This is a genomic window from Haloterrigena salina JCM 13891 (assembly GCF_000337495.1).
Classification (GTDB): domain Archaea; phylum Halobacteriota; class Halobacteria; order Halobacteriales; family Natrialbaceae; genus Haloterrigena; species Haloterrigena salina.
Genome location: NZ_AOIS01000037.1, coordinates 70637 through 90759, shown reverse-complemented (window position 1 = coordinate 90759; position 20123 = coordinate 70637). Strand labels below are relative to the sequence as shown.

The 20123-nt window shown below is 66.2% G+C and carries 22 protein-coding genes; 6 read left to right on the top strand and 16 right to left on the bottom strand.

The window, feature by feature from the left end; genetic code table 11:
- Window positions 1–85 precede the first annotated feature (85 nt).
- Window positions 86–772, top strand: a complete 687-nt coding sequence (locus C477_RS11075) for an RNA ligase partner protein (RefSeq protein ID WP_008894578.1) — start codon at window positions 86–88, stop codon at window positions 770–772.
- Window positions 773–895: 123 nt separating this feature from the next.
- Here C477_RS11075 and sod read toward each other — a convergent pair whose 3' ends face one another.
- The 7 genes from sod to C477_RS11040 form a co-directional block, all read right to left on the bottom strand.
- A complete protein-coding gene (gene sod / locus C477_RS11070; protein ID WP_008894577.1) occupies window positions 896–1498 on the bottom strand; it encodes a superoxide dismutase in 603 nt (200 codons plus the stop codon).
- Window positions 1499–1665: 167 nt separating this feature from the next.
- Window positions 1666–2076, bottom strand: coding sequence for a DUF7344 domain-containing protein (locus tag C477_RS11065; protein WP_008894576.1), 411 nt, complete (start codon window positions 2074–2076; stop codon window positions 1666–1668).
- A 219-nt stretch (window positions 2077–2295) separates the two neighbouring features.
- A complete protein-coding gene (ndk, locus tag C477_RS11060) occupies window positions 2296–2760 on the bottom strand; it encodes a nucleoside-diphosphate kinase (RefSeq protein ID WP_008894575.1) in 465 nt (154 codons plus the stop codon).
- On the bottom strand, window positions 2760–3128 hold the full coding sequence (locus tag C477_RS11055) for a 50S ribosomal protein L24e (protein ID WP_008894574.1): 369 nt from the start codon (window positions 3126–3128) through the stop codon (window positions 2760–2762). The genes ndk and C477_RS11055 overlap by 1 nt, the downstream gene beginning before the upstream one ends.
- A 3-nt stretch (window positions 3129–3131) precedes the next feature.
- On the bottom strand, window positions 3132–3356 hold the full coding sequence (locus C477_RS11050; RefSeq protein ID WP_008894573.1) for a 30S ribosomal protein S28e: 225 nt from the start codon (window positions 3354–3356) through the stop codon (window positions 3132–3134).
- 11 nt (window positions 3357–3367) lie between these two features.
- Complete coding sequence (rpl7ae, locus tag C477_RS11045; RefSeq protein WP_008894572.1) at window positions 3368–3730, bottom strand: 50S ribosomal protein L7Ae; 363 nt, start codon at window positions 3728–3730, stop codon at window positions 3368–3370.
- A 322-nt stretch (window positions 3731–4052) separates the two neighbouring features.
- A complete protein-coding gene (locus tag C477_RS11040) occupies window positions 4053–4439 on the bottom strand; it encodes a putative zinc-binding protein (protein ID WP_049914511.1) in 387 nt (128 codons plus the stop codon).
- 46 nt (window positions 4440–4485) lie between these two features.
- Between C477_RS11040 and C477_RS11035 the strand changes: the two genes are divergently transcribed.
- The gene (locus C477_RS11035) at window positions 4486–5031 is read left to right on the top strand and encodes a molybdopterin-dependent oxidoreductase (protein ID WP_008894570.1); all 546 of its coding nucleotides are present in this window, start codon (window positions 4486–4488) and stop codon (window positions 5029–5031) included.
- 141 nt (window positions 5032–5172) lie between these two features.
- Window positions 5173–5565 (top strand): VOC family protein, encoded by a 393-nt coding sequence (locus C477_RS11030; RefSeq protein ID WP_008894569.1) that lies wholly within the window; start codon window positions 5173–5175, stop codon window positions 5563–5565.
- A 227-nt stretch (window positions 5566–5792) separates the two neighbouring features.
- Here C477_RS11030 and C477_RS11025 read toward each other — a convergent pair whose 3' ends face one another.
- Window positions 5793–6458, bottom strand: coding sequence for a hypothetical protein (locus C477_RS11025; protein WP_008894568.1), 666 nt, complete (start codon window positions 6456–6458; stop codon window positions 5793–5795).
- Between the two features lie 289 nt (window positions 6459–6747).
- On the opposite strand from C477_RS11025, the gene tmcA reads away from it, so the two are divergent.
- Complete coding sequence (tmcA, locus tag C477_RS11020; RefSeq protein WP_008894567.1) at window positions 6748–9057, top strand: tRNA(Met) cytidine acetyltransferase TmcA; 2310 nt, start codon at window positions 6748–6750, stop codon at window positions 9055–9057.
- Window positions 9058–9460: 403 nt separating this feature from the next.
- Here the strand turns inward: tmcA and C477_RS11015 are convergent, their stop codons facing one another.
- Together C477_RS11015 and C477_RS11010 are read right to left on the bottom strand one after the other, a co-directional pair.
- Window positions 9461–10525 (bottom strand): pyridoxal-phosphate-dependent aminotransferase family protein, encoded by a 1065-nt coding sequence (locus C477_RS11015; RefSeq protein WP_008894566.1) that lies wholly within the window; start codon window positions 10523–10525, stop codon window positions 9461–9463.
- An 86-nt stretch (window positions 10526–10611) separates the two neighbouring features.
- Entirely contained in the window at window positions 10612–11355 is a 744-nt protein-coding gene (locus C477_RS11010) for an SDR family NAD(P)-dependent oxidoreductase (protein WP_008894565.1), read from the bottom strand.
- 144 nt (window positions 11356–11499) lie between these two features.
- On the opposite strand from C477_RS11010, the gene C477_RS11005 reads away from it, so the two are divergent.
- Window positions 11500–11985: a DUF456 domain-containing protein gene (locus C477_RS11005; RefSeq protein WP_008894564.1), complete on the top strand. Its 486-nt coding sequence runs from the start codon at window positions 11500–11502 to the stop codon at window positions 11983–11985.
- Window positions 11986–12102: 117 nt separating this feature from the next.
- Complete coding sequence (locus C477_RS11000) at window positions 12103–12333, top strand: FmdB family zinc ribbon protein (RefSeq protein ID WP_008894563.1); 231 nt, start codon at window positions 12103–12105, stop codon at window positions 12331–12333.
- A 54-nt stretch (window positions 12334–12387) separates the two neighbouring features.
- On the opposite strand, the gene C477_RS10995 is transcribed toward C477_RS11000, so the two are convergent.
- The 6 genes from C477_RS10995 to mvk form a co-directional block, all read right to left on the bottom strand.
- Entirely contained in the window at window positions 12388–14160 is a 1773-nt protein-coding gene (locus C477_RS10995; RefSeq protein WP_008894562.1) for a glutamate--tRNA ligase, read from the bottom strand.
- 705 nt (window positions 14161–14865) lie between these two features.
- Window positions 14866–15915, bottom strand: a complete 1050-nt coding sequence (idsA3, locus tag C477_RS10990; RefSeq protein ID WP_008894561.1) for a geranylfarnesyl diphosphate synthase — start codon at window positions 15913–15915, stop codon at window positions 14866–14868.
- A 1-nt stretch (window position 15916) separates the two neighbouring features.
- Entirely contained in the window at window positions 15917–17269 is a 1353-nt protein-coding gene (locus C477_RS10985) for a ribonuclease J (RefSeq protein WP_008894560.1), read from the bottom strand.
- 276 nt (window positions 17270–17545) lie between these two features.
- Window positions 17546–18301: an SDR family NAD(P)-dependent oxidoreductase gene (locus C477_RS10980; RefSeq protein WP_008894559.1), complete on the bottom strand. Its 756-nt coding sequence runs from the start codon at window positions 18299–18301 to the stop codon at window positions 17546–17548.
- A 63-nt stretch (window positions 18302–18364) separates the two neighbouring features.
- On the bottom strand, window positions 18365–19111 hold the full coding sequence (locus tag C477_RS10975; protein ID WP_008894558.1) for an isopentenyl phosphate kinase: 747 nt from the start codon (window positions 19109–19111) through the stop codon (window positions 18365–18367).
- The gene (gene mvk / locus C477_RS10970) at window positions 19108–20094 is read right to left on the bottom strand and encodes a mevalonate kinase (RefSeq protein ID WP_008894557.1); all 987 of its coding nucleotides are present in this window, start codon (window positions 20092–20094) and stop codon (window positions 19108–19110) included. Before mvk ends, C477_RS10975 begins: the two co-directional genes overlap by 4 nt.
- Window positions 20095–20123 lie beyond the last annotated feature (29 nt).

Genomic DNA, 20123 nt, shown 5'->3' with positions numbered 1-20123 from the left:
GGACGACGATCCGCAGGCCGTCCGACCGCGTCGGTCGGTCGAACGCGGGGGGAGACCTTTGTAGCGCACCGTCGAAGTGCCGACTATGCCCGGCGAACTGCCGCGCCAACAGTTCGTTCTCGACACGTCGCTGTTCATCACCGAGGAGATCCGTCGAGGCGACGAATCGCTCGAGTCGGCCGTCATCCGTCTGCTCGACCTCGTCGCGACCGCGCGACTCGAACTCAACATCTCCTGTTACGTGCCGCCCTCGATCCACGACGAACTCGCGACGATGTTACGCGAGCGCGACGTCGACGAAACGGTGTTCTCGCGGCTCGACACGTGGGTCGTCCGCAAGAGCCCCGATCGGTACGGCGTGACGATTCCGGCAAACATCGTCTACAACTTCATCGACGAGATGAGCGATCGGGTCGATCGCGGCCTCCGCGTCTCCGAACAGGCGATCCGCGAGGTCGAACAGCTCGATCCCGACGCGCTCGCGAGCGATCCGTCCGACGACGGGCGCGAGGAGTACATGACCGACGCCGACCGGATCCTCTCGAACATGCGCGATAAGTACCGAGGGGCGCTCCGACAGGGCGTGCTCGACTCCCGCGAGGACTTCGACCTGCTGATCCTCGCCCGCGAACTCGACGCTGGCGTGGTCACCGAGGATCGGGGCATCATCTCTTGGGCCGACGAGTTCGGGCTCCGGTACGTTCGCGGCGGGCAGTTCCCGACGCTCCTCGAGGAGTACCTGCGAGCGACCGGCATCGAGGATGAGTCGTAACGGCGGTCTCCGGTTACCGCGCTATCCGCTCCTCGAGTGATATCACCGGTGCGCCGCTACCGGCGGGCCGATCTGCGAGAAAAATTCGGGATTGACTGGCTCGTCGCTGTCGCGGCCGGCGGCTTACTCGAAGTGGTCGAGGCAGGTCTGGTACTCTTCTTCGGCCTTCTCCCAGTTGACGACGTCGAAGAAGGCGTCGATGAACTCGCCACGGTCCGGACCGTAGTCGTAGTAGTAGGAGTGTTCCCAGACGTCCAGCGCGAGCACGGGATGGGCGCCCCAGAGCGCGCCCTGGTCGTGCTTGTCGACCGCGAGGTTACGCAGCTGCTTGGCGACCGGGTCGTAGACGAGCAGCGCCCAGCCACCGGCGGCGCCGGCGGCCTTCTGGAACTCGCCCTTCCAGCCCTCGTAGGAGCCGAAGTCCTCCTCGATGCGGTCGGCGAGGTCGCCCTCGGGCTCGCCGCCGCCGTTGGGGGACATGTTCTCCCAGAACAGCGTGTGGAGATAGTGGCCACAGCCGTTGTGGGTGACGTCCGAGAGGGCACCGGGCGTCGAACCGTAGTCGCCCGATTCGCGGTTCTCCTCGAGGGTCTCCTCGGCCGAGTTCAGACCGTTCACGTAACCCTGGTGGTGGGTGTCGTGGTGCCAGGTCAGGACCTGCTCGGAAAGTGCCGGTTCAAGCGCGTCGTAGTCGTACGGAAGTGGTGGAAGTTCGTGGTCAGTCATTGGCGCTCACCTACAGGTTATATCTGCATCTCGCGTGTTAAGCTTTGAGGAGAGAAACGCTACCACGGAGCACAACACGACGCCCGCACGCGATTTTCGCTCCAGACGCCGAGCTATCGGGGCGCACTCCCCAGTTCGTCGCCCCTCGTCCGGCTGTCGTCGGTCCCTCAGGCGAGTTCCTTGTGCCGGGCGTGCTCGAGCCACTCCTCGAGGGACGGCTGGTTCCAGTAGCGGACCATCTCGCTGCGATGGTCGTGTTCGAGAACGCCCGCATCCTCGAGTTTCGGCAGGTGCGTATGCTGGAGGTCCATGCGAACCTGTTGGCGGCGGCTCTCGAGATTGGGATCGTCCTCGGTGTCGGCCCGGTCGGTCGTCTCGGGATCCGCGCTCGACTCGAGGTACTGGCGCGTGACGACGGCATCCGTCAGTTCGTCCATCGTTGCGACGCCGTCGGGCTGGTCGTGGAGATGGTACAGCGCGTATCGGCGGCGACGATTCGAAAGTAACTCGAAGACGAGATCCAGCGACGGCGTCACCTGAGCTGTGAGTTCCGTTGCCTCTCCCTCCGTTTCACGCATCCACGAACCACCTACCGTATGTTACCATTCGAAACCACCACCAGCCTCTACTGCAGCCGTCACATTAGATGTTACGTCTACCTAGAAAAATACATGTACTCGGCCCTGAATCAGACCGGCGGTAAAGCGCCAATACAGGGCCGCTCGAGTAGGTTCAGTCGAAACTCGAAATGAGTGGCTCTCGATGAAAACGACGAACGGATGATCGCGGTGATTGCGTTACTCGTAGAGCCACTCGGCGTCGTGCTGATCGTAGTCGATCAGCTCGTCGTCGTCGAAGTGGATCGCGATCTCGCGTTCGTTGGCGCCCTCGTCCTCGTGGTCGGCGGCGTGGACGACGTTCCGACCGAGATCGAGCGCGTAGTCGCCCCGGATCGTTCCGGGTTCGGCCTCGAGGGGGTCGGTCTCGCCGATCATCTGGCGGACCTGACGCGTCGCGTCCTGACCCTCCCAGACCATCGGGACGACCGGTCCCGAGGTGATGAAGTCCACGAGGTCGTCGTAGAACGGTTTGTCCTCGTGTTCGCCGTAGTGTTCTTCGGCCCGTTCGCGGGGCATGTTCTCGACCTTGATCCCGACGAGCTTGAGCCCGCGGTCCTCGAGTCGGGAGACGACTTCGCCCACGAGCCCACGCGCGAAGGCGTCGGGCTTGACCATCACGAAGGTTCGCTCGCGGTCACTCATTAGGCCTCACTCTCCTCGGCCTCGGCTTCGGCTTCCTCGGTCTCGTCGACCGCTTCGTCGCCGGCGGACACGTCGTCTTCATCTTCGTCGACGGCGTCGGCCTCGGTCTCGAGATCCTCGTCTTCGCCGGCTTCGACCTGCTCGGTCTGGTCGGCTTCCTCGGCGGCGGTGTCGGCTTGGGCGGGACCCTTGCCGCGACGCCCTTCCTCGGTCCACTCGAGATCGCGGGGTTCGCGACCGAGCTTGTAGTTCTTCTCGGCCTTCGAGTCGACGAAGTGGAGCACGCTGCCGTCGTTCTTGACGTACATGATGCCCGTGCCGGGCTCGATCTCTTCGCCCGTGTAGTCACACGTTCGTTTCTCGACCATTGGTTATTGTCCTCCGATGGAGTCCGCCTCGCGGGCGGTCTCGCGAAGCTGGAGTACGTCCCCTTCGCGGACCGGCCCGAGGCAGTTCCGGGTGATGATACGTCCCTGGTTCTCGCCCTCCTGAATACGGCATTTGACCTGCATGGCCTCGCCGTGCATGCCGGTCTTGCCGACGATCTCGATGACCTCGGCGGGCGTGGATCCAGTTTCTTCCTCTTCAGCACTCATCTCTGATCACCTCAGTCGAGGTCCTCGACCTTGTCGGCGATATCTTCGACGTCGTCGGAGGCCTCGCCGGCGTCGACGATCGCTGCGGCGGCCGAGCCGACCTCGAGACCGGCTGCGTGGCCGACGTCGTCCTGGGTCTCGACGAAGATGACGGGGATGCCCTTCTCCTCGGCGAGGTCGGGCAGGTGCATGACGATCTCCTCGGGGGAGACGTCCTCGGCAACGTAGACGAGCTCGGCGTTGCCGCGCTCGATCGCCTTCGTGGTTTCGTTCGTTCCTTTCTTTACGCGTCCGGTGTCTCGTGCGACCTCGAGGGCCTCGAGGGCGTCCTCTGCGAGGTCGGCTGGGATGTCGGTGTTGACGTAGACTGACATTGGTTGTTCACCTCTCCTACACGTGGGCTCGCGCTCCCCTGCCATTCGGGGCACGATACGGGCAGACGGACGTCGTGAGCGGGCGTCCGACGACCGTCGTGTTGGACGCCGCAAACAGTTCCGTCAGCCCGTATGTCCACCCCTGGCCGAAGTAGCTTCGGCGGAAGTCCTGTGAGGCTAGGAGCATCATCAACCCCGCGTAGGGTGTACTACGTCTGTAGCGTTGCCCCCCTTAAAAGCGTGTTCAAACGACCGGAGCCGTGCGACGCGTCCGCACATCGGGAATGGTAGCGTTCCTGACCAAATCGCTACGGGCGGCGACTCAAGCCGTTTCCGCGAGGGCCTCGATCTCCGAAGCCAGCTTGCGGCGCAACCGCTCGGCCGCCTCGTTGTCGTAGTCGGTGTGGTACTCCTTCGCCACGCCGTGTTCCGCGAGCACGTAGTGGCGGTCGGGCGCGACGTCGTGGCGATCGAGACACTGCTTCGTACACTCGAGCGGACAGCCGTCGATCGCGACGATCGGCCGGCCCGAGGTCGCAGTGTCGACCAGCGGCGCCACGCCGCCGCCGACGCCGGCGATACAGGACATCTCGGCGACGCCGTCCCGGTCGAGGGAGACGGCCAGATCGTTCGCCAGCTGTGCAGCGCTCGAGCACCCCGAACAGGAGTAGACCAGCGGGAGCTCGTCGTACTCGATCTCGTCGCTCATCTCGGGCGTCCGTTTCGCTCGAGCGCTCGAGAAGGTGGTCCCGCACATGTGCGCCCCGACAGGTTTCTCGCTCGGCGGCGTACCGGTTCCCGTGACCGATCTCAGATCGCACCCGGTCCCGGACGCGGTCGACGCCGAGGCCTGGACACTCCGCGTGACCGGCGCCGTCGACCGATCGCTTCGCCTCTCCGCGGCGGCCCTCGAGTCGTTCCCGCTCGAGACGGTGACCGACGACTTCGCCTGCGCCGAGGGGTGGGTCGCCGACGGGCTCGCGTGGCGCGGGATTCGCGTCGGGGAACTCCTCGAGCGCGCCGGGCCGTCGGCCGAGGCCGAGCACGCCCTCCTCCGCGCGATGGACGGCGACTACGCCTGTTCGTTCCCGCTCGAGACCCTCTCGGACGCGCTGCTCGGGGTCGGACTCGACGGGGAGCCACTGCCGGTCGAACACGGCGGGCCGGCCCGACTCGTCCCGACCGGCCCCGACCGCGACTGCTGGGAGAGCGTGAAGTGGGTCTCGGAAATTCGCGTCGGCGAAACGCGGTTTCCGGACGCTGACACCGCGAAAGAGACCGCACTGTCCCGGCTCGAGTAGGACGGCTCGTCCTTCTCGTTCGCCTGATCGCCGGATCGAGGACAGCCCGACCGTTCGGACCGCGGCCGATGGTAGCGACAACTATCTCCGATGCAACCTCCATTTACGTGATTACCTGCTAACAATACATGCACTGTAGGCATGACTTCGATAGAAAAGATTACTTTCGCTTGTAATTCACCGGATCGACTCGCGACGTTCTGGGAACGGGCGCTCGAGCGCGACCGGGTCCCACTCCCCGCTGAACCACCCGACGAGACGGACGATCCGGATCACGTTCTCCTCGCGGCTCCCGACGATCGATCGCCGCCGCTCCTGTTCAAGCGACTGCCGAAGGGATCCACCGAGGATATCCCCATTCACCTCGATTTGGCGACCGAAGATCGAGCGGCCACGGTCGCACGCCTCGAGGAACTCGGCGCGAGCGCAGTCGAGGCGAAACGCGAGCGATTCGACGATCGGGCCGAGGAGTGGACCGTGATGGAGGATCCGGAGGGGAATGGCTTCTGCGTCTGCGATCGAGCACCCCGATGAGAGCGAGTCCGCGATAGCGTTCCGGCACTTGTTACTCTCGAGTCGACGGGGCGACCGGATGAACGCGGACGTCGTCGATCTCGCCGAGTCGCTGTTCGAAGGCGCCGACGATCGCCGGCGGTCGCGTTCGGCTCCTCGAGTCGCCACTTGGTCGAGTGCGACAGTGGACGTACCGTTTCACCTATCGGAAAATTTACTTTCGAAACGCGAACGGTCGACGACCGTCGCTACGCGCCTTCGGAAGCCGTTTCGGTGATCCGATCGAGGAGTTCTCGTTCCGAGCGCCGGTTGCGGACGAACTCGATCAGCCAGGAGACGCGAACCTCCACCGTGAGGCCCGATTTACCTTTCTTCTTCTTTCCGTCGGTCTCGTCCAGGACGGACACGGTGATGGTCTCGATTGCGGCGATAAACGCCTGCGGATCGGTAATCGCGTCGCTCGCGGCGCTAACGATGTCCGAGAGCCGCTGTCGCAGTTCGGCACTGTCAGCCGAGGCCGATAGGTCGTCCGCGTTCAGGTCCGAGACCGACACCTTCAGGGTGAGATTCGACCCGCTTCGGCGGAGCGTCTCGATCGTGATACCCTGTTGCTCCAGCAGGGACTCGAACGCGTCGACGTCCAGGCCGGGAACGTCTCGTTTCCCGTTCTTGTCACCGCCTTTTTCGTCGCCGTTCTCGGCGTTTTCGCCGTTTTTACCGTCTTTGCCGTCCTTGCCGTTTTCGCCGTCTTCGTCGTCTTCGGCGTTCTCGTCGGAGCCGTTCGGCGCTCCGTTCCCGTTTCCGTTCTCGTCGGACTCGTTCTCGTCATCGCTCATGAGATCCTCGCCGCTGCAGCCCGCGAGGACGGTTGCCAGTCCGACGCCGCTACCAAGGAGGAGTTTTCTTCGCTCCATGGTCGCCTCATTGACGGTATTTCTTAAAGGTAATCGGATGATATAAATTGAGACGAGATCGTCCGAATTTTGGAACTGTTTCCGGACGCTCAATCGAGGCGCCGTCTGCCGGTTACGGTGTCGGAGCCACAGTTCGGTCGCGTCCGACCGAGTTCGGTGTCAACGATTGCACTGATTGCAACGGACCGACGACGGTTCTCGGCCACACCACCGAACCGCCGGGCGGACCGGGAATGCCGTCCTCGACGGATCCCGGATACTATTACGGGCTGCGTTCCAACGAGACCCCATGATCGTCGAGACGGGCGCGACGGCCCTGTTCGAGGAGGCGACGGCGGTCGACGAGCGACGCGTCCTCGTTCTGGCCGGTAACCGCGAGCGGGGGTACGAGGCCCTCGAGTCGATCCTCGACGCGCTTCCCGTGCCGATCACGGAAACCACGCTCGTCGGTCCCGAAGACCGGCTTCGCTGCGAACACCTGCCCCAGGCCAACGCGAGCGAACTCCTCGGAACGACGCGGACCGTGATCGCGCTCGACGCCCACGAGGGGCTGCGGCCGAACGCGCTCGGGAAAGTCGTCGGCGCGGTCGACGGCGGCGGCCTGCTCGTCCTGTTGACGCCGCCGCTCGAGGAGTGGCCCGACCGCCGCGGCGCGTTCGACGGGTCGCTGGCCGTCCCGCCGTTCTCGCTGGACGACGTCACCGGTCGATTCAGGACTCGACTCGTCGAGACGTTACGAGCCCACCGGGGGATCGGAATCGTCGACCTCGAGGCCGAACGGATCGTCGACGACGGGCTGACGGAACCGGCGCCGAAGCGAGTCGACGGCTCGGGTGAAAGCTCGCTCGAGACCCCGTCGAACGCTCGGTTCCCCGCCGACGCCTACGAGGCGTGTCTCACGGGCGACCAGCGGGACGCCGTCGAGGCGTTCGAGTCGCTGCTCGAGGGCGATACTGCCGAGGATAGTGAGGACCAACAGCGAGCCGTCGTCCTCGAGGCCGACCGCGGACGGGGCAAGTCCAGCGCCGCGGGGCTGGCCGCGGGGGCGTTCGCCGCCGACGGACTAGACGTGCTCGTCACCGCACCCCGATCGCGGAACGCGGCGGAACTGTTCGACCGCGCCGGCGAACTGCTGGGGACGCTCGAGGCCGACGCGACGATCGACGGTCGGACGATCGAGACGGGTTCCGGCGGTCGCGTTCGGTACCTCGAACCGGCGACGGCCGTCGAGCGAATCGAATCGGCGGCCGGCGACGACCGCGGCCCCGCCGATATCGTCATCGTCGACGAGGCCGCCGCGCTCCCGGTCTCGGTCCTCGAGTCGCTGCTCGCGGCCGATCGAGTCGCGTTCGCGACGACGATCCACGGCTACGAGGGCGCGGGACGGGGGTTCTCCGTTCGCTTCCGGGACCGCCTCGCCGAGAGCGATCACGAGGTGATCGAGCGCACGCTCGTCGAGCCCATCCGGTACGCCGCCGGCGACCCCGTCGAGGTCTGGGCCTTCCGCGCGCTGTTGCTCGACGCGCGCCCGCCGGTCGAACCGCTGGTCGCCGACGCGACGCCCGAGACCGTCGCGTACCGCAGCCTCGAGCCCGACGACCTCCTCGCAGACGACCGGCTCCTGCGGGAGGCGTTCGGCCTGCTCGTGCTCGCTCACTACCGCACCGAACCTAACGATCTCGCGCGGCTGCTTGACGCGCCTAACCTCGAGGCCCGCGCGCTGGTTCACGACGGCCACGTCGTCAGCGTCGCCCTGCTGGCCCGCGAGGGGAACCTGCCGCCCGAGACCCGCGCGATGATGTACGAGGGCGGTCGGATTCGGGGGAACATGCTCCCGGACGTCCTCACGAGCCAGTTGCGCGACGAGGCCGCCGGCGAGTCGGCCGGCCTGCGCGTCGTCCGCATCGCGACCCACCACGCGGCCCGCTCTCGAGGGCTGGGCTCGCATCTGCTCGAGCGCGTTCGCGAAGAATTCGAGTCCGTAGTCGACTGGCTCGGCACCGGCTTCGGCGCCACGCCCGGCCTGCTCGAGTTCTGGCGCGAGAACGGCTACCGGACCGTCCACGTCTCGACGACCCGCAACGACGCCAGCGGCGAGTACTCGTCGCTCATGGTTGCCCCGACGAGCGACGCCGGTCGGAAACTGCACGACCGCCACGCCGACTGGTTCGCCCGCCGGTTCCCCGTGCTCTGTACGGACGCCCTCTCGGACCTCGAGCCGGACGTCGCCCGCGCGGTCCTTCGCTCGGTCGACGCCGACGCGGCCCCGGAGCTCGGCCTTTCGGCCCACGACTGGCGCGTCGTCGCCGGCGCGGCCTACGGCCCCGGCCTGTTCGACGCCGATCCCGGCCCATTCCGGGACCTCGTCGTCCGGTACTTCGTCGAGAATCCCGACGACGTCGACCTGACCGCCCGCGAGGAGCGCTTGCTCGTCCTGCGCGCCCTGCAGGGCCGACCGTGGGAAGCCGTCGCGGATCGACTCGAGTACCACTCGTCTGGCCAGTGTATGCGTGCGCTCGGTGGGGCGTTCTGTCCGCTAGTGGATAAATACGGGTCGGATGCGGCCCTCGAGGTTCGAGAGCGGTTCCTCGAGGAATAGCGGATCGTTTTCACTGTCTTGATCGTTTGAACACCACGAAAGCCCCTTCCGGCATCCGGTCGATGGCCTCGCTGCGCGCGCTCCCGATGGTCGCGTGCTTGCATCGTCCGTCTTTCCGGATGCCGGCAGCCCCTTTCATTCCCACCCGGGTGGCATGACCGACCGGCCGACACGGGTGGGAATGAAAGGGGCTGGCTCGCTCGATCCTTCTCGGACGAAGTAAGCACCGCAGGACGAAGTCCGAGGAGCACAGCGAGGTATTCGCGAACGAAGTGAACGAATGCCAGCGAGAGCCTTCGGCTCTCGCTTGGCTCGGGAGGTCGAGCGAGTCAGGGGCTTTCGTGGTCGTTTCGATTGAATCAGCACCGAACGACCGAGAGCCGCTGACTCACTTCGCTACTCATCACTCCAGAACGGCCTCGAGCGCGTCCATCGCTCGATCGACCTTTTCGACCTCGGCGTTGTAGCCCATGTGGCCGAATCGGAGGATGTCGTTCTCGAGGTCGCCCAGTCCGGTCGCCAGCACGACGTCCTCCTCTTCGGCGACCCGTTGCTGGATTTCCACTGCCTCGCCGGGCAAGCGGAACGCCGTCACGGTCGGCGAACTCCGTTCGACGTCGGGATAGACCTCGAGTCCCAGTTCGGCACCTCGTTCACGACAGCGCTCGGCGGCTTCCTCGTGGCGCCGGTAGACGCTCTCGAGGCCCTCCTCAAGGATCATCTCGACCGCAGTCTCGAGCGCGGCGACGTTCGCGCTCAGGTGGGTGTAGGGGAAGCCGTCGGAGACGTCGCGCCACGGGAGGAAGTTCGTGTACAGCGAGGACGGATCGCGTTCCTCCATGCGCTCCCACGCTCGGTCGCTGATCGCGGCGGTGGTCAGCCCCGGCGGCGCGCTGAAGCACTTCTGGGACGCCCCGAGACAGACGTCGATCCGATCGGTCGGAACCGGCGTCCCGCCGAGCGACGAGACGGCGTCGACGACGCTCGGCACGTCGTACTCCTCGAGCAGGTCCAACACGGGGTCGAGATCGTTGAGCGTCCCCGTGGGCGTCTCGCAGTGGACCATCGTCGCGAGTTCGAACGGCTCGCCGTCGGTTGCGGCGTCCTCGAGCGCGGCCTCGATGGCCTCGAGGTCGAGCGGGTCGTCGTAGGGCGCCGAGACGAGTTCGGCCTCGCCGTCGGAGGATTCGACGAAGTCCGCGAAGCCGTCGCCGTAGAGCCCGTTCGAAATGCAGAGGACGCGGTCGCCGGGCGCGACCAGCGAGGCGATCGCCGCCTCGAGGCCCAGAATGCCCTCGCCGCCGGGGACGACGACGTCGTGGTCGGTGTCGTAGACGTCGGCGAGGTCCTCGCAGAGCGCCTCGTAGCGCTCGGCGAACGCGGGATCGACGTCCGGATTCGGCTGTTCCTCGGCCATCGCCTCCCTGACCGCCGGCGGAACCGCCGTCGGGCCTGGCGTGAACTTCATAGTCGTTCTCCGCGCCGCGTCCCTTAGCCGATTACGGTGGCGGTGAACGATTCGCCGCGGAGGGTCGGGAGACTCCCCGCGAACGGTCAGGAGAGCAGTCGCCGCAGCACCGACTCGGGCGTCGCCTTCAGGAACCACACGACGAGCCGCCAGCGGCGGGGGACGTAGACGTGGTTCCGCCGCTTGCGAATCGCACGGGCGATCTGTTCGGCGGCCGTCTCGGGCGAGCACTCCCAGAAGCCACCCATCGAGAGGTCGGTGTCGACGAAGCCCGGTTCGACGATCGTGATCGTCACGTCCGCGTCGCGATCGGCCTGTTGCGCCCGCAACCCCTCGAGATACGTCGAGACGTACGCCTTCGAGGCGTTGTACGCCTGCACGCCGCCGACGCCGAAGTGGGCGGCGACCGAGGAGATGCCCACGAGGTGGCCGTCTCCGCCCCTCGCGCGGTCGGGCGTCGACTCGAAGTACTCCATCGCGACAGCCGCGATCGCGGTAAAGCCGCGGACGTTGACGTCGATCGTCTCCCGTTCGGCCTCCCACTCGAGGTCGGGATTCATCGCCGCAGTGCCGGCGCTGATGACGACCACGTCGACCGACCGCATCGCCGCGGCGAGTTCGAAAAAGCCCTCGCGGGCGTCGTCGGTATCGGTGACGTCCATCGTCGCGACGGAGGACTCGGTCGGCAGTTCGGCGCCGATCTCCCGCATGCGTTCCGTCCGGCGGGCCGCTAGCCCGATCTCGTACCCCTCGTCGGCGAGCGCTCGAGCCAGCGCCTCGCCGATGCCCGAGGAGCCGCCGACGCCGATCGCTCCGCGCGTCTCGCGCATACCGACGGATGCGACGAACCGTAACGATACTGGTGACCCACCCCAGGAGGCGAGACGTCTCAGAGCGGTCGCTGTCGCGTCGGAAGCGACCGGATCACGACCGAAGGCCGTACGCCTTTGGTTCGGCCCGCCATCTGTTCCCGTATGGTCGATGCAGTCACGATCCTCGCGGTCGCCCTGCTCGTCGGCGGCGTCGTCGGAACGGTCGCGCCGCTGGTCCCCGGCGGGCTGCTCTCGCTGTCGGGGCTCGCCCTCTACTGGTGGCATTCCGGCTTCAGCGAGCCCGGGACCCTCACGGTCGCCGTCCTCGCGCTCCTCGCCGTCATGACGATGGTCGCGGAGCTCTTCGGCGGCTCGATCGCCGCTCGAGCGGGCGGAGCCTCGTGGACGACTACCACGATCGCCACCGTTGTCGCCATCGTTCTGATGATCGTCACCGGCCCGTTAGGACTGCTCGCCGGGCTGTTCGGGACGGTCTTCCTCGTCGAGTTCGTTCAGGGCGGCGACGCCGGCGGCAGCGTCCGCTCGGCGGCGTACGCGACCGGTGGAATGCTCGCGTCGACGGCGATCCAGGTGCTGTTGACCGTCACGGTCCTGCTCGGATTTCTCGTCGCGGTTTTCGTGTTCTGATCGCCGCGTTCGCGCGTTTCCGTCCCCGCCGTTGTCCGGAACGGAACCACCGGTCCGCAGGTTCGTATTCGAGTTACCGTGACAGCAACTTATCCGGCTCCGAGCGGTAGGCTCTCTATGGGCATGTTCGAACGGCTCGGCGAGAAAGTCGAGCGCTTCAAACAGGAGGCGGTGGCCGCACGCGAGGACAGCGCCCCCTACCGCTGTCGCGACTGCGAGAACCGGTTCCACAGCGAACGGGAGACGTGTCCGGCGTGTGGAAGCACGGCGGTCGAGCGAGTTTCCGAGGCGACCGAATCGGACGGAGAGACGAACGCAGAGTCGGAGACGGAAACGAAAACGGAGTGACGCACTGCCGTCGGTGGCCGATCGAGTATCGATTGACGATCGGTGCGATCCGAATTAGGGATGCGCGTAGTAGACGACGGTCTCCTCTTCCTCGTCGTCGTGGCGGTCGATTCTCGCGAAGCCGACGCGTTCGAACTGCACCATCTCGTCGGACGCGAGGTCGCCGACGCCGGGTTCCGCGTGGCCGCGCACGTCGCCGTCGGGTGTGCGCATCCGGACGGCGACGCTCTCGCTCGCCGGGGCCCAGTGGACGACATCGACCTCGCCTTCTCGGACCACGTCGATATCGTCGTCCGTGTACTCGAGTGCCCCCTCGGCGTACCGGAAGCAGCCGAGTCCCTTGAGCCAGATGCGCTCGTCGGCCTCGGGCACGTCCTCGGGCTCGAGCATCACGGAGTCGCTGACGGGAATCTCGCGGACGCCGCGCTCCTCGTGGTTGGGATGGAGCGGCGGGTTCGCCTCCGCGGGCGGATCGCCGGAGATCGGGAGCTGGTTGCCCTCGCGGACGAAGAAGCGGCGGTCGGTCTCCTCGTCGATCAGGTCGCGGTTGTTCGCGTAGATCGAACTCATCGCGAGGTCGACGTCGCTGGTCGACGTGCCCAGCCCGGCCATCGCCTCGACGATGGCCTCGCCGCGGATGCCCCGCCGGCGGAGGCTCTTGAGCGTCGGCGCGCGCGGATCGTCCCAGCCGTCGAGTTCGCCGTCCTCGATCAGTTCGGCGATGGTCGACGTGCTCATCTTCACGTCGTAGGCGTCGATCTGGACGTGGCCCCAGTGGACGACTTCGGGGTAGTCCCACCCGAAATAATCGTAGACGAACTGTTGGCGCTTCGCCGAATCCTGAAGGTCGATGCCGCGGATGATGTGGCTGATCTCGAGGAGGTGGTCGTCGACGCCGGACTGGAAGTCGAGCATCGGCCAGCAGCGGTACTCGCTGGCCTCCTCGCGGGGATGGGGCGTGTCGATCATTCGGAAGCCGACCCAGTCCCGGAGCGCAGGGTTCTTGTGCTCGATGTCGGTCTTGACCCGCAGGACCATCTCGCCGCTGTCGTACTCGCCGTCGACCATGGCCTCGAACTCCTCGCGGACCGTCTCGACGTCCTTCTCGCGGTGGGGACAGGGCTCGCCGCTGTTTTTCAACTCAGAGAACTCCTCGCCGGAACACGAGCAGGTGTAGGCCCCGCCGAGGTCGATCAGTTCGCGGGCGTGCTCGTAGTAGGTCTCGAGGCGATCGCTCGCCTTGTAGGTCGCGTCGGGCTCGAAGCCGAGGTAGTCGAGATCCTCGAGGATGGCGTCGTAGGCCTCGAGATCGGGGCGTTTCGTTTCGGGATCGGTGTCGTCAAAGCGGACGCAGAACCAGCCGTCGTAGCGCTCCTTGTAGGTGCCGATAACGGCGGGCATCCGGGCGTGGCCGACGTGCCACGGGCCGTTGGGGTTGGGCGCGACGCGCATCCGAATCTCGTCGTACTCGTCGGCGTCCTGATGAGCCTGCGAGTCAGGGCTCGCGGAGCTCGGCTCCGCGGCGTTCGGGAGGTCGGGGAGGTCGTGTTCGTCCTCCTCGTCCTCGGCCTCGATCTCGGCGAGTTCCTCGGGGGCGAGGTCCTCGAGGCGCTCGCGTTTCTCCTCGTACGAGAGGTCGTTGACTCGGCCGATGACGCCGCCGGCGATGCCCGGAATCTCGTCGCCGTGCTCGCGGAAGTCGGGGTTGTCGCCCATCAGCGGCCCCATGATCGCGCCGACGTCGGCGTCGCTCTCGTGTTTGACGGCGTTCAACAGCGCGTGCTTCTCGGCCTCGCGCTCGATGCGCTCGCGCAACTCGTCGTTCATTACGCTGCGATAGTCGTGCCCGGACCAAAACGTCCGCGATGTCCACGCATCGTTTGCGGGACCTCCCTCGCGAATTCTGCGGCGGTGACGCCGACGTTCGATTCGTTCTGACGGCGGACCGGTCGGTATACGGTGGTGCGCACTGTCGACCCGCCGAACGCGAGTGAGGAGGGTCGACGACAGTGCGCGAGTCGGCTGGGGAGGACGTGGAATCACTGCTGCCACGGTAGCGGCAGATGAACCGTTCCTAGACGTGCGAACACGTGTTCCGTTCAGACGCAATCTAAATCGTGATCTCAAAAAGTATCGATGAAACAAGCGTCTTGCTACCGTGGCAACGGGGAGGTGCCACCACCTCCCCAGCCAATTCACTCCCGATGGTCGCTCATCCACTGGAAGACGCTTCGCGCCTTCCAAGCTGCTGAAAATCGGAGATTTTCGCATCACGAGACGGCTTCGCCGTCTCGAACGACTTCGTTCGTTTCACTCACGAAGACCTCGCACGGATTTGCTTCCCGGCCTCGCTTTCGCTCGGCCGGTCACAGCGCGCGCCACCGCAGATGGGTTCCTCGGTCCGTAACGGCCCGTTTTCGATCCCTGCGGCCCCTCCTTCCAACCGAAGTCCCACCGCTACTCGAGCGACCGCACTCGCACGACCGAAAAATATTGTCGAAAAGCGGTGACCGAGCGACGCTACCGAACGGCTCAGTAGCCGCGCTCGATCAGGTAGTCAGCCAGATCCCGAAGCAACTCGCGGGCCTCGTTGTCCGGGAGGACCTCGAGTCGCTCCTTGCCCTGGGCGACGAGGTCCTGAGCCGTGGTGTTGGCGTACTCGATCGAGCCCGAGGCCTCGAGTTCGGCGACGGCGTCGTCGATCTCGGCTTCGGTGACGGCCTCGACGTCGTTCGTGTCGACGAGGTTGTCGACGTCGACGCCCTGATCGCGGGCGTGGACCGTGATCAGCGTCTGTTTGTTTTCGACGAGGTCGCTGCCCCGCTGTTTGCCGAGTTTCTCGCTCGGGACCGTCAGGTCGAGGACGTCGTCCTGGATCTGGAACGCCCGGCCGATGTCGAGCCCGTAGCCGTAGAGGGCGTCGACCGTCTCCTCGTCGGCCCCCAGCAAGATCGCGGGGAGACACGCCGAGGCGGCGTACAACACCGCGGTCTTCTGCTCGACCATTTCGAGATACTCGTCGGGCGAGACGTCCGCGCGTTCCTCGAAGGTGACGTCCAGCGACTGGCCCTCGCAGATCTTGGTACAGGTCGTCGCGAGCACGTTGAGCGCTTCGACCGACCGGTCGGGTTTCGCGCCGGTCTCGAGCATGATCTCGAACGCCTTCGAGTAGAGCGTGTCGCCCGCCAGAATGGCGGTCTCGAGGTCGTACTCCTTGTGGACGGCGGGGACGCCGCGGCGGAGGTCGTCGTCGTCCATGATGTCGTCGTGGATGAGAGTAAACGACTGGATGACTTCGACGCTGACCGCCGCGTCCATGATGTCGATGCGGTTCCCGTTTAACGTCGAGAACTCGCGGTAGTCGGTACTCAGGGGCTCGACGTCCAGCAGCGATTCGGCCACCGTCAGCAGGACGGTCGGACGCAGTCGCTTGCCACCGGCGTCGAGCAGGTAACGCGACGCCTCGTAGAGCCGTTCGGGACGCTGGATCGGTAGCTCCTCCGGAATGGCCTCGTTGACCCGCTCGCGGCGCTCGCGGACGGCCTCGAGCACCGCCTCCTCTCGTGCCTCGGGACTGGTCATATCAGTCGACGAGTTGGATGAGGTTGCCGTTGCGCGTGACGTGGAGATCACGTCCGAGCTGGTACCCCTCGCTCTCACAGAGGTTGACGTAGCTGGAGTAGCCGCTCATATCCTGGTGAGCGGGGATGATGTGCTGGGGCTGGAGGGCGTCGAGCATCTCGTAGTGGCCCTCCTGGTTGAGGTGGCCCGAGACGTGGATGTCGTCGTAGACGCGGGCGCCCTGCATGCCGAGGAGCTTCTCGGCCTGGTAGCGCTGGCCCTCGTTGGTCGGCTCCGGAATGACCCGGGCCGAGAAGACGACCTTGTCGCCATCGTCCAGTTCGTAGGGCGTTTCGCCGCGAGCCATTCGGGTGAGCATCGCGCGCGGCTCGCCCTGGTGGCCAGTGACGATGGGCAGGTAGTTCTCCTTGCCCTCGTTCATGATCCGCTTGAAGGTGCGGTCGACGGACTTGCGGTGGCCGAACATCCCGAGGTCGTCGGGGAAGTCGACGAAGTCGAGTCGTTCCGCCGTTCCGGAGTACTTCTCCATCGAGCGGCCGAGCAGGACGGGCTGGCGGCCGATGTCCTTGGCGAACTCGACCAGCGACGTCACCCGCGAGATGTGACTCGAGAATGTCGTCGCGACGATGCCGCCGTCGTAGTCCTCGATGCTGTAGAGGACATCCCGGAGGTGCTCCCGGGCGACCTTCTCCGAGGGCGTACGGCCCTTCTTGTTGGCGTTGGTACAGTCCTCGATGTAACAGAGGACGCCCTCGCCTTCGCGACCGATCTCGCGGAACCGCTCCATGTCGATCGGGTCGCCGATGACGGGCGTGTGGTCCATCCGTTTGTCGAGCCCGTAGACGACCGCGCCTTCGGGCGTGTGCAGCACCGGATTGATCGCGTCAATGATCGAGTGGGTGACGTTGACGAACTCGAGTTCGACCTTGCCGGAATCGCCGATGGACATCGTCTCGCCGGCGTCCATCTTCACGAGGTCGTTCTCGACGCCGAACTTCTGCTCGCCCTCGATCTGCTGTTTGACCAGTTCGATCGTGAACGGCGTCGCGACGACCGGCGCGTCGTACCGGTGGGCCAGCTTCGAGATGGCGCCGATGTGGTCGAGGTGGCCGTGGGTCGGCACGATCGCTTTCACGTCGCCCTCGAGATCCGACATCACTCGGTCGTCGGGGATCGCTCCCATGTCGATCAGGTCTAAGCTGTGCATCCGCTCGGTTTCGACGTTGTCGTGGATCAGTACCTGCGAGAGGTTCAGACCCATGTCAAAGATGACGACGTCGTCTCCGGCGCGAACGGCAGTCATCTGCCGTCCGACTTCCTCGTAGCCGCCGATTGTTGCGATTTCGATTTCCATAGTTCGTTGTACTGAAAGCCGCGATCGACTCTCATCGAAACGGTCCGCGGACTCCCGGTTGTGCGGCCCCGGCGTCTTACAGCGCGTCGGCCATCCCGCTATGCGCACGGGGAGGCAATCGCCTCCGATCGGTCGAGGTGTCACACCGTCGACCCCGAGCGCACTTGCCCGCGGGTTTCGCTAGTGGCCACTACACGCCGGGGTGTTAAAAACGCAGTGGGTTGGGTATCCCGCTCGAGCGCTCCCACAAAAATGCCGAACGCGTCGATTTCGGCCCTACTGGCTGAGATAGCCGCCGTCGACGCCGAATGCCTCTCCGGTGACGAACGACGCCTCGTCGCTACACAGCCACGCCACGGCGTTCGCGACCTCTTCGGGCGTCCCGAGTCGATTCATCGCGTGCATCCCCGCGATCTGGTCGCGCTCCTCCTCGGTCATGTCCGCCTCGAGCAGCGGCGTGTCGATGAAGCCGGGACAGACGCTGTTGATCCGAACGCCGGTTTCGCCGTTCTCGAGGGCGGCGCTTTTCGTGAGTCCGAGAACGCCGTGTTTGGCAGCGGCGTACGCCGAGGAGGTTTCGAACCCGACCTTCCCGAGAACCGAGGCGTTGTTCACGATCGCGCCGCCCGCGTCCTGTGACTTCATCTGGGCGATCTCGGCAGTCAGACAGTTGAACACGCCGTTCAGGTTGACGTCGATGACGCCGTGCCAGCTCTCGGGGGGATACTCGTCGACGGTGGCCCGTTCGCCGCCGATTCCAGCGTTGTTGAACGCGCAGTCGAGTCGTCCATACACCTCAACGGTGGTATCGACCATCGTTCGGGCCGATTCCGGATCGCTCACGTCCGTCTCGACGAAGATCGCGTCGCCGTCGTCGTCCTCGATCATCGCGGCCGTCTCCTCGCCGCCGTCGACGTCTAGATCCGCGACGACGACGCGCGCTCCGCGCCGCGCGAACTCGAGGGCTGTCTCCCGTCCGATTCCCGATCCGCCGCCGGTGATCAGTGCGGTCGCCTGGTCGATCGAAACCATACCGGGAGACGACACGAAGAGGGAGAAAAAACGGACCCAGTCGTGTGCGCCGTCGGTCGCCGACTACGACGAGTCGATCGTCGTCCCTGGCTCGTCGCCGGCGAGGAACGCCTCGAGGTCCGCGAGCCCGAAGATCGAGGCCTCGGCCTCGAGGGCCAGCAACGCCTGTACCTTCGCGGCCATGCCGCCGGTGACGTCGGTCGCCGCGCTCTCGCCCAGCACGCCGGCGACGTCCTCGTAGGCCGCGATGCGGTCGATCACCGCATCGTCGTCGTCCAGCACGCCCGGCACCGTCGAGCAGAGGCCGATCCGGTCGGCCTCGAGGTCGCGGGCCAGCTCCGCCACGAGTTCGTCGCCGCTGACGACGGTCGCGCCCGAACCCGCGTGGGCGATCAGATCGCCGTGGAGTACGGGGACGAACCCCTCCCCGAGCAGCGTCGCGACCTGCCCGGTCGGCAACTCGAGGTCGCCCTCGACGTCTCGGTGGCCCGCCGAGAACGGGTGGACCGGAACCGCCTCGACGCCGCACTCGAGCAGCCGGCTCAGGACGAACCGGTTCAGGGTCGTCATCGCTCCGTGGATGTCGAGCGCGGCGCCGGCGTCGCGGGTCCCTTCGACGGTCGTGACCCCGTGCTCGCTGGCGTTGTGGTGGCCGAAGCTGCCGCCGCCGTGGACGATCACGAGGTCTTCGACGCCGTCCTCGAGGGCTGCGGCGACCGCGTCGGCGGCCCGCTCGAGGGCCTCGCCGTCGAGCGTCTCGGGACGGTCCTTGTCGGTGATGACGCTACCGCCGAGTTTCAGGACGATCATTCGAGTCGGGCCACCCCCGTTTCGGCGAGTTCGGCGCGGAAGGCGTCCTCGCAACCGGGCGTGTACGACAGTGCTGTCTCAGTCTCGTCGGTGTCGTCCAGCGAAACGATACAGCCGCCGCCGCCGGCGCCCGTCAGCTTCGCGCCCATGGCGCCGGCGTCGCGGGCCGCCCAGACCATCGAGTCGAGCGTCCGGGAGGAGACCCCGAGCGCCGAGAGGAGTCCGTGGTTGAAGTTCATCAGCCGGCCGAGTTCCTCGATATCGCCCGTGGCGAGGGCGTCCTCGCCGCGCCGGACGATGTCGCCGATGGCTTCGACCGTGTCGGCCGCGAAGTCGTACTCCTCGCGGAGGCCGCGGACGCCAGCGACGAGTTCGCCCGTGTCGCCCGCACCGCCGTCGAAGCCGATCACGATCGGGAGCTCCGGCGCCTCGAGTGAGCGGCAGTCGTCGCCCTCGACGCGGACGGCGCCGCCCGTAGCTGAGCAGAAGGTGTCGGCGCGGGAGGCCTGCCCGCCCTGGACCTCGTGTTCCGTCCGGTAGGCGCGTTCGGCCAGTTCGTCGATCTCGAGAGTCGTGCCGAGTTCGCGGGTGCCGGCGTCGATGGCGGCGACGGCGACCGCCGCCGAGGAGCCCAGCCCCGCGCCCAGCGGGATGTCGCTCTCGATGGTGACGTCGAATCCGACGTCGTCCTCGCCGGTGACGTCCCGAACCTGCTCGATCGCGCTGTCGACGTACCCCATCGCGGCGTTGAGCAGCGACTCCGAGACGTCGACGTCCGGTCGTCCCTCGGGCTCGCCGGCGTACTCGACCGTGAAGCCGTCCAGACTCAGGTCCTCGGCGTGAACCCGAAGTTTGCTGTCCGCCCGTTGCTCGACGTCGACCCGCGCCCGTAACTCGATCGCACACGGAACCGCGGGCTCGCCGTAAACCACCGCGTGCTCCCCGAACAAGTACACCTTCCCGGGAGCGCTCGAGACTGCCATATCCCGCCGTTCGTCCGACGACGGTTAAT

Excerpts from the sequence above, each read along its gene's own strand:
- C477_RS11075 (WP_008894578.1), top strand. The coding sequence starts at position 86 with ATGCCCGGCGAACTGCCGCGCCAACAGTTCGTTCTCGACACGTCGCTG.
- sod (WP_008894577.1), bottom strand. The coding sequence starts at position 1,498 with ATGACTGACCACGAACTTCCACCACTTCCGTACGACTACGACGCGCTT.
- C477_RS11065 (WP_008894576.1), bottom strand. The coding sequence starts at position 2,076 with ATGCGTGAAACGGAGGGAGAGGCAACGGAACTCACAGCTCAGGTGACG.
- ndk (WP_008894575.1), bottom strand. The coding sequence starts at position 2,760 with ATGAGTGACCGCGAGCGAACCTTCGTGATGGTCAAGCCCGACGCCTTC.
- C477_RS11055 (WP_008894574.1), bottom strand. The coding sequence starts at position 3,128 with ATGGTCGAGAAACGAACGTGTGACTACACGGGCGAAGAGATCGAGCCC.
- C477_RS11050 (WP_008894573.1), bottom strand. The coding sequence starts at position 3,356 with ATGAGTGCTGAAGAGGAAGAAACTGGATCCACGCCCGCCGAGGTCATC.
- rpl7ae (WP_008894572.1), bottom strand. The coding sequence starts at position 3,730 with ATGTCAGTCTACGTCAACACCGACATCCCAGCCGACCTCGCAGAGGAC.
- C477_RS11040 (WP_049914511.1), bottom strand. The coding sequence starts at position 4,439 with ATGAGCGACGAGATCGAGTACGACGAGCTCCCGCTGGTCTACTCCTGT.
- C477_RS11035 (WP_008894570.1), top strand. The coding sequence starts at position 4,486 with ATGTGCGCCCCGACAGGTTTCTCGCTCGGCGGCGTACCGGTTCCCGTG.
- C477_RS11030 (WP_008894569.1), top strand. The coding sequence starts at position 5,173 with ATGACTTCGATAGAAAAGATTACTTTCGCTTGTAATTCACCGGATCGA.
- C477_RS11025 (WP_008894568.1), bottom strand. The coding sequence starts at position 6,458 with ATGGAGCGAAGAAAACTCCTCCTTGGTAGCGGCGTCGGACTGGCAACC.
- tmcA (WP_008894567.1), top strand. The coding sequence starts at position 6,748 with ATGATCGTCGAGACGGGCGCGACGGCCCTGTTCGAGGAGGCGACGGCG.
- C477_RS11015 (WP_008894566.1), bottom strand. The coding sequence starts at position 10,525 with ATGAAGTTCACGCCAGGCCCGACGGCGGTTCCGCCGGCGGTCAGGGAG.
- C477_RS11010 (WP_008894565.1), bottom strand. The coding sequence starts at position 11,355 with ATGCGCGAGACGCGCGGAGCGATCGGCGTCGGCGGCTCCTCGGGCATC.
- C477_RS11005 (WP_008894564.1), top strand. The coding sequence starts at position 11,500 with ATGGTCGATGCAGTCACGATCCTCGCGGTCGCCCTGCTCGTCGGCGGC.
- C477_RS11000 (WP_008894563.1), top strand. The coding sequence starts at position 12,103 with ATGGGCATGTTCGAACGGCTCGGCGAGAAAGTCGAGCGCTTCAAACAG.
- C477_RS10995 (WP_008894562.1), bottom strand. The coding sequence starts at position 14,160 with ATGAACGACGAGTTGCGCGAGCGCATCGAGCGCGAGGCCGAGAAGCAC.
- idsA3 (WP_008894561.1), bottom strand. The coding sequence starts at position 15,915 with ATGACCAGTCCCGAGGCACGAGAGGAGGCGGTGCTCGAGGCCGTCCGC.
- C477_RS10985 (WP_008894560.1), bottom strand. The coding sequence starts at position 17,269 with ATGGAAATCGAAATCGCAACAATCGGCGGCTACGAGGAAGTCGGACGG.
- C477_RS10980 (WP_008894559.1), bottom strand. The coding sequence starts at position 18,301 with ATGGTTTCGATCGACCAGGCGACCGCACTGATCACCGGCGGCGGATCG.
- C477_RS10975 (WP_008894558.1), bottom strand. The coding sequence starts at position 19,111 with ATGATCGTCCTGAAACTCGGCGGTAGCGTCATCACCGACAAGGACCGT.
- mvk (WP_008894557.1), bottom strand. The coding sequence starts at position 20,094 with ATGGCAGTCTCGAGCGCTCCCGGGAAGGTGTACTTGTTCGGGGAGCAC.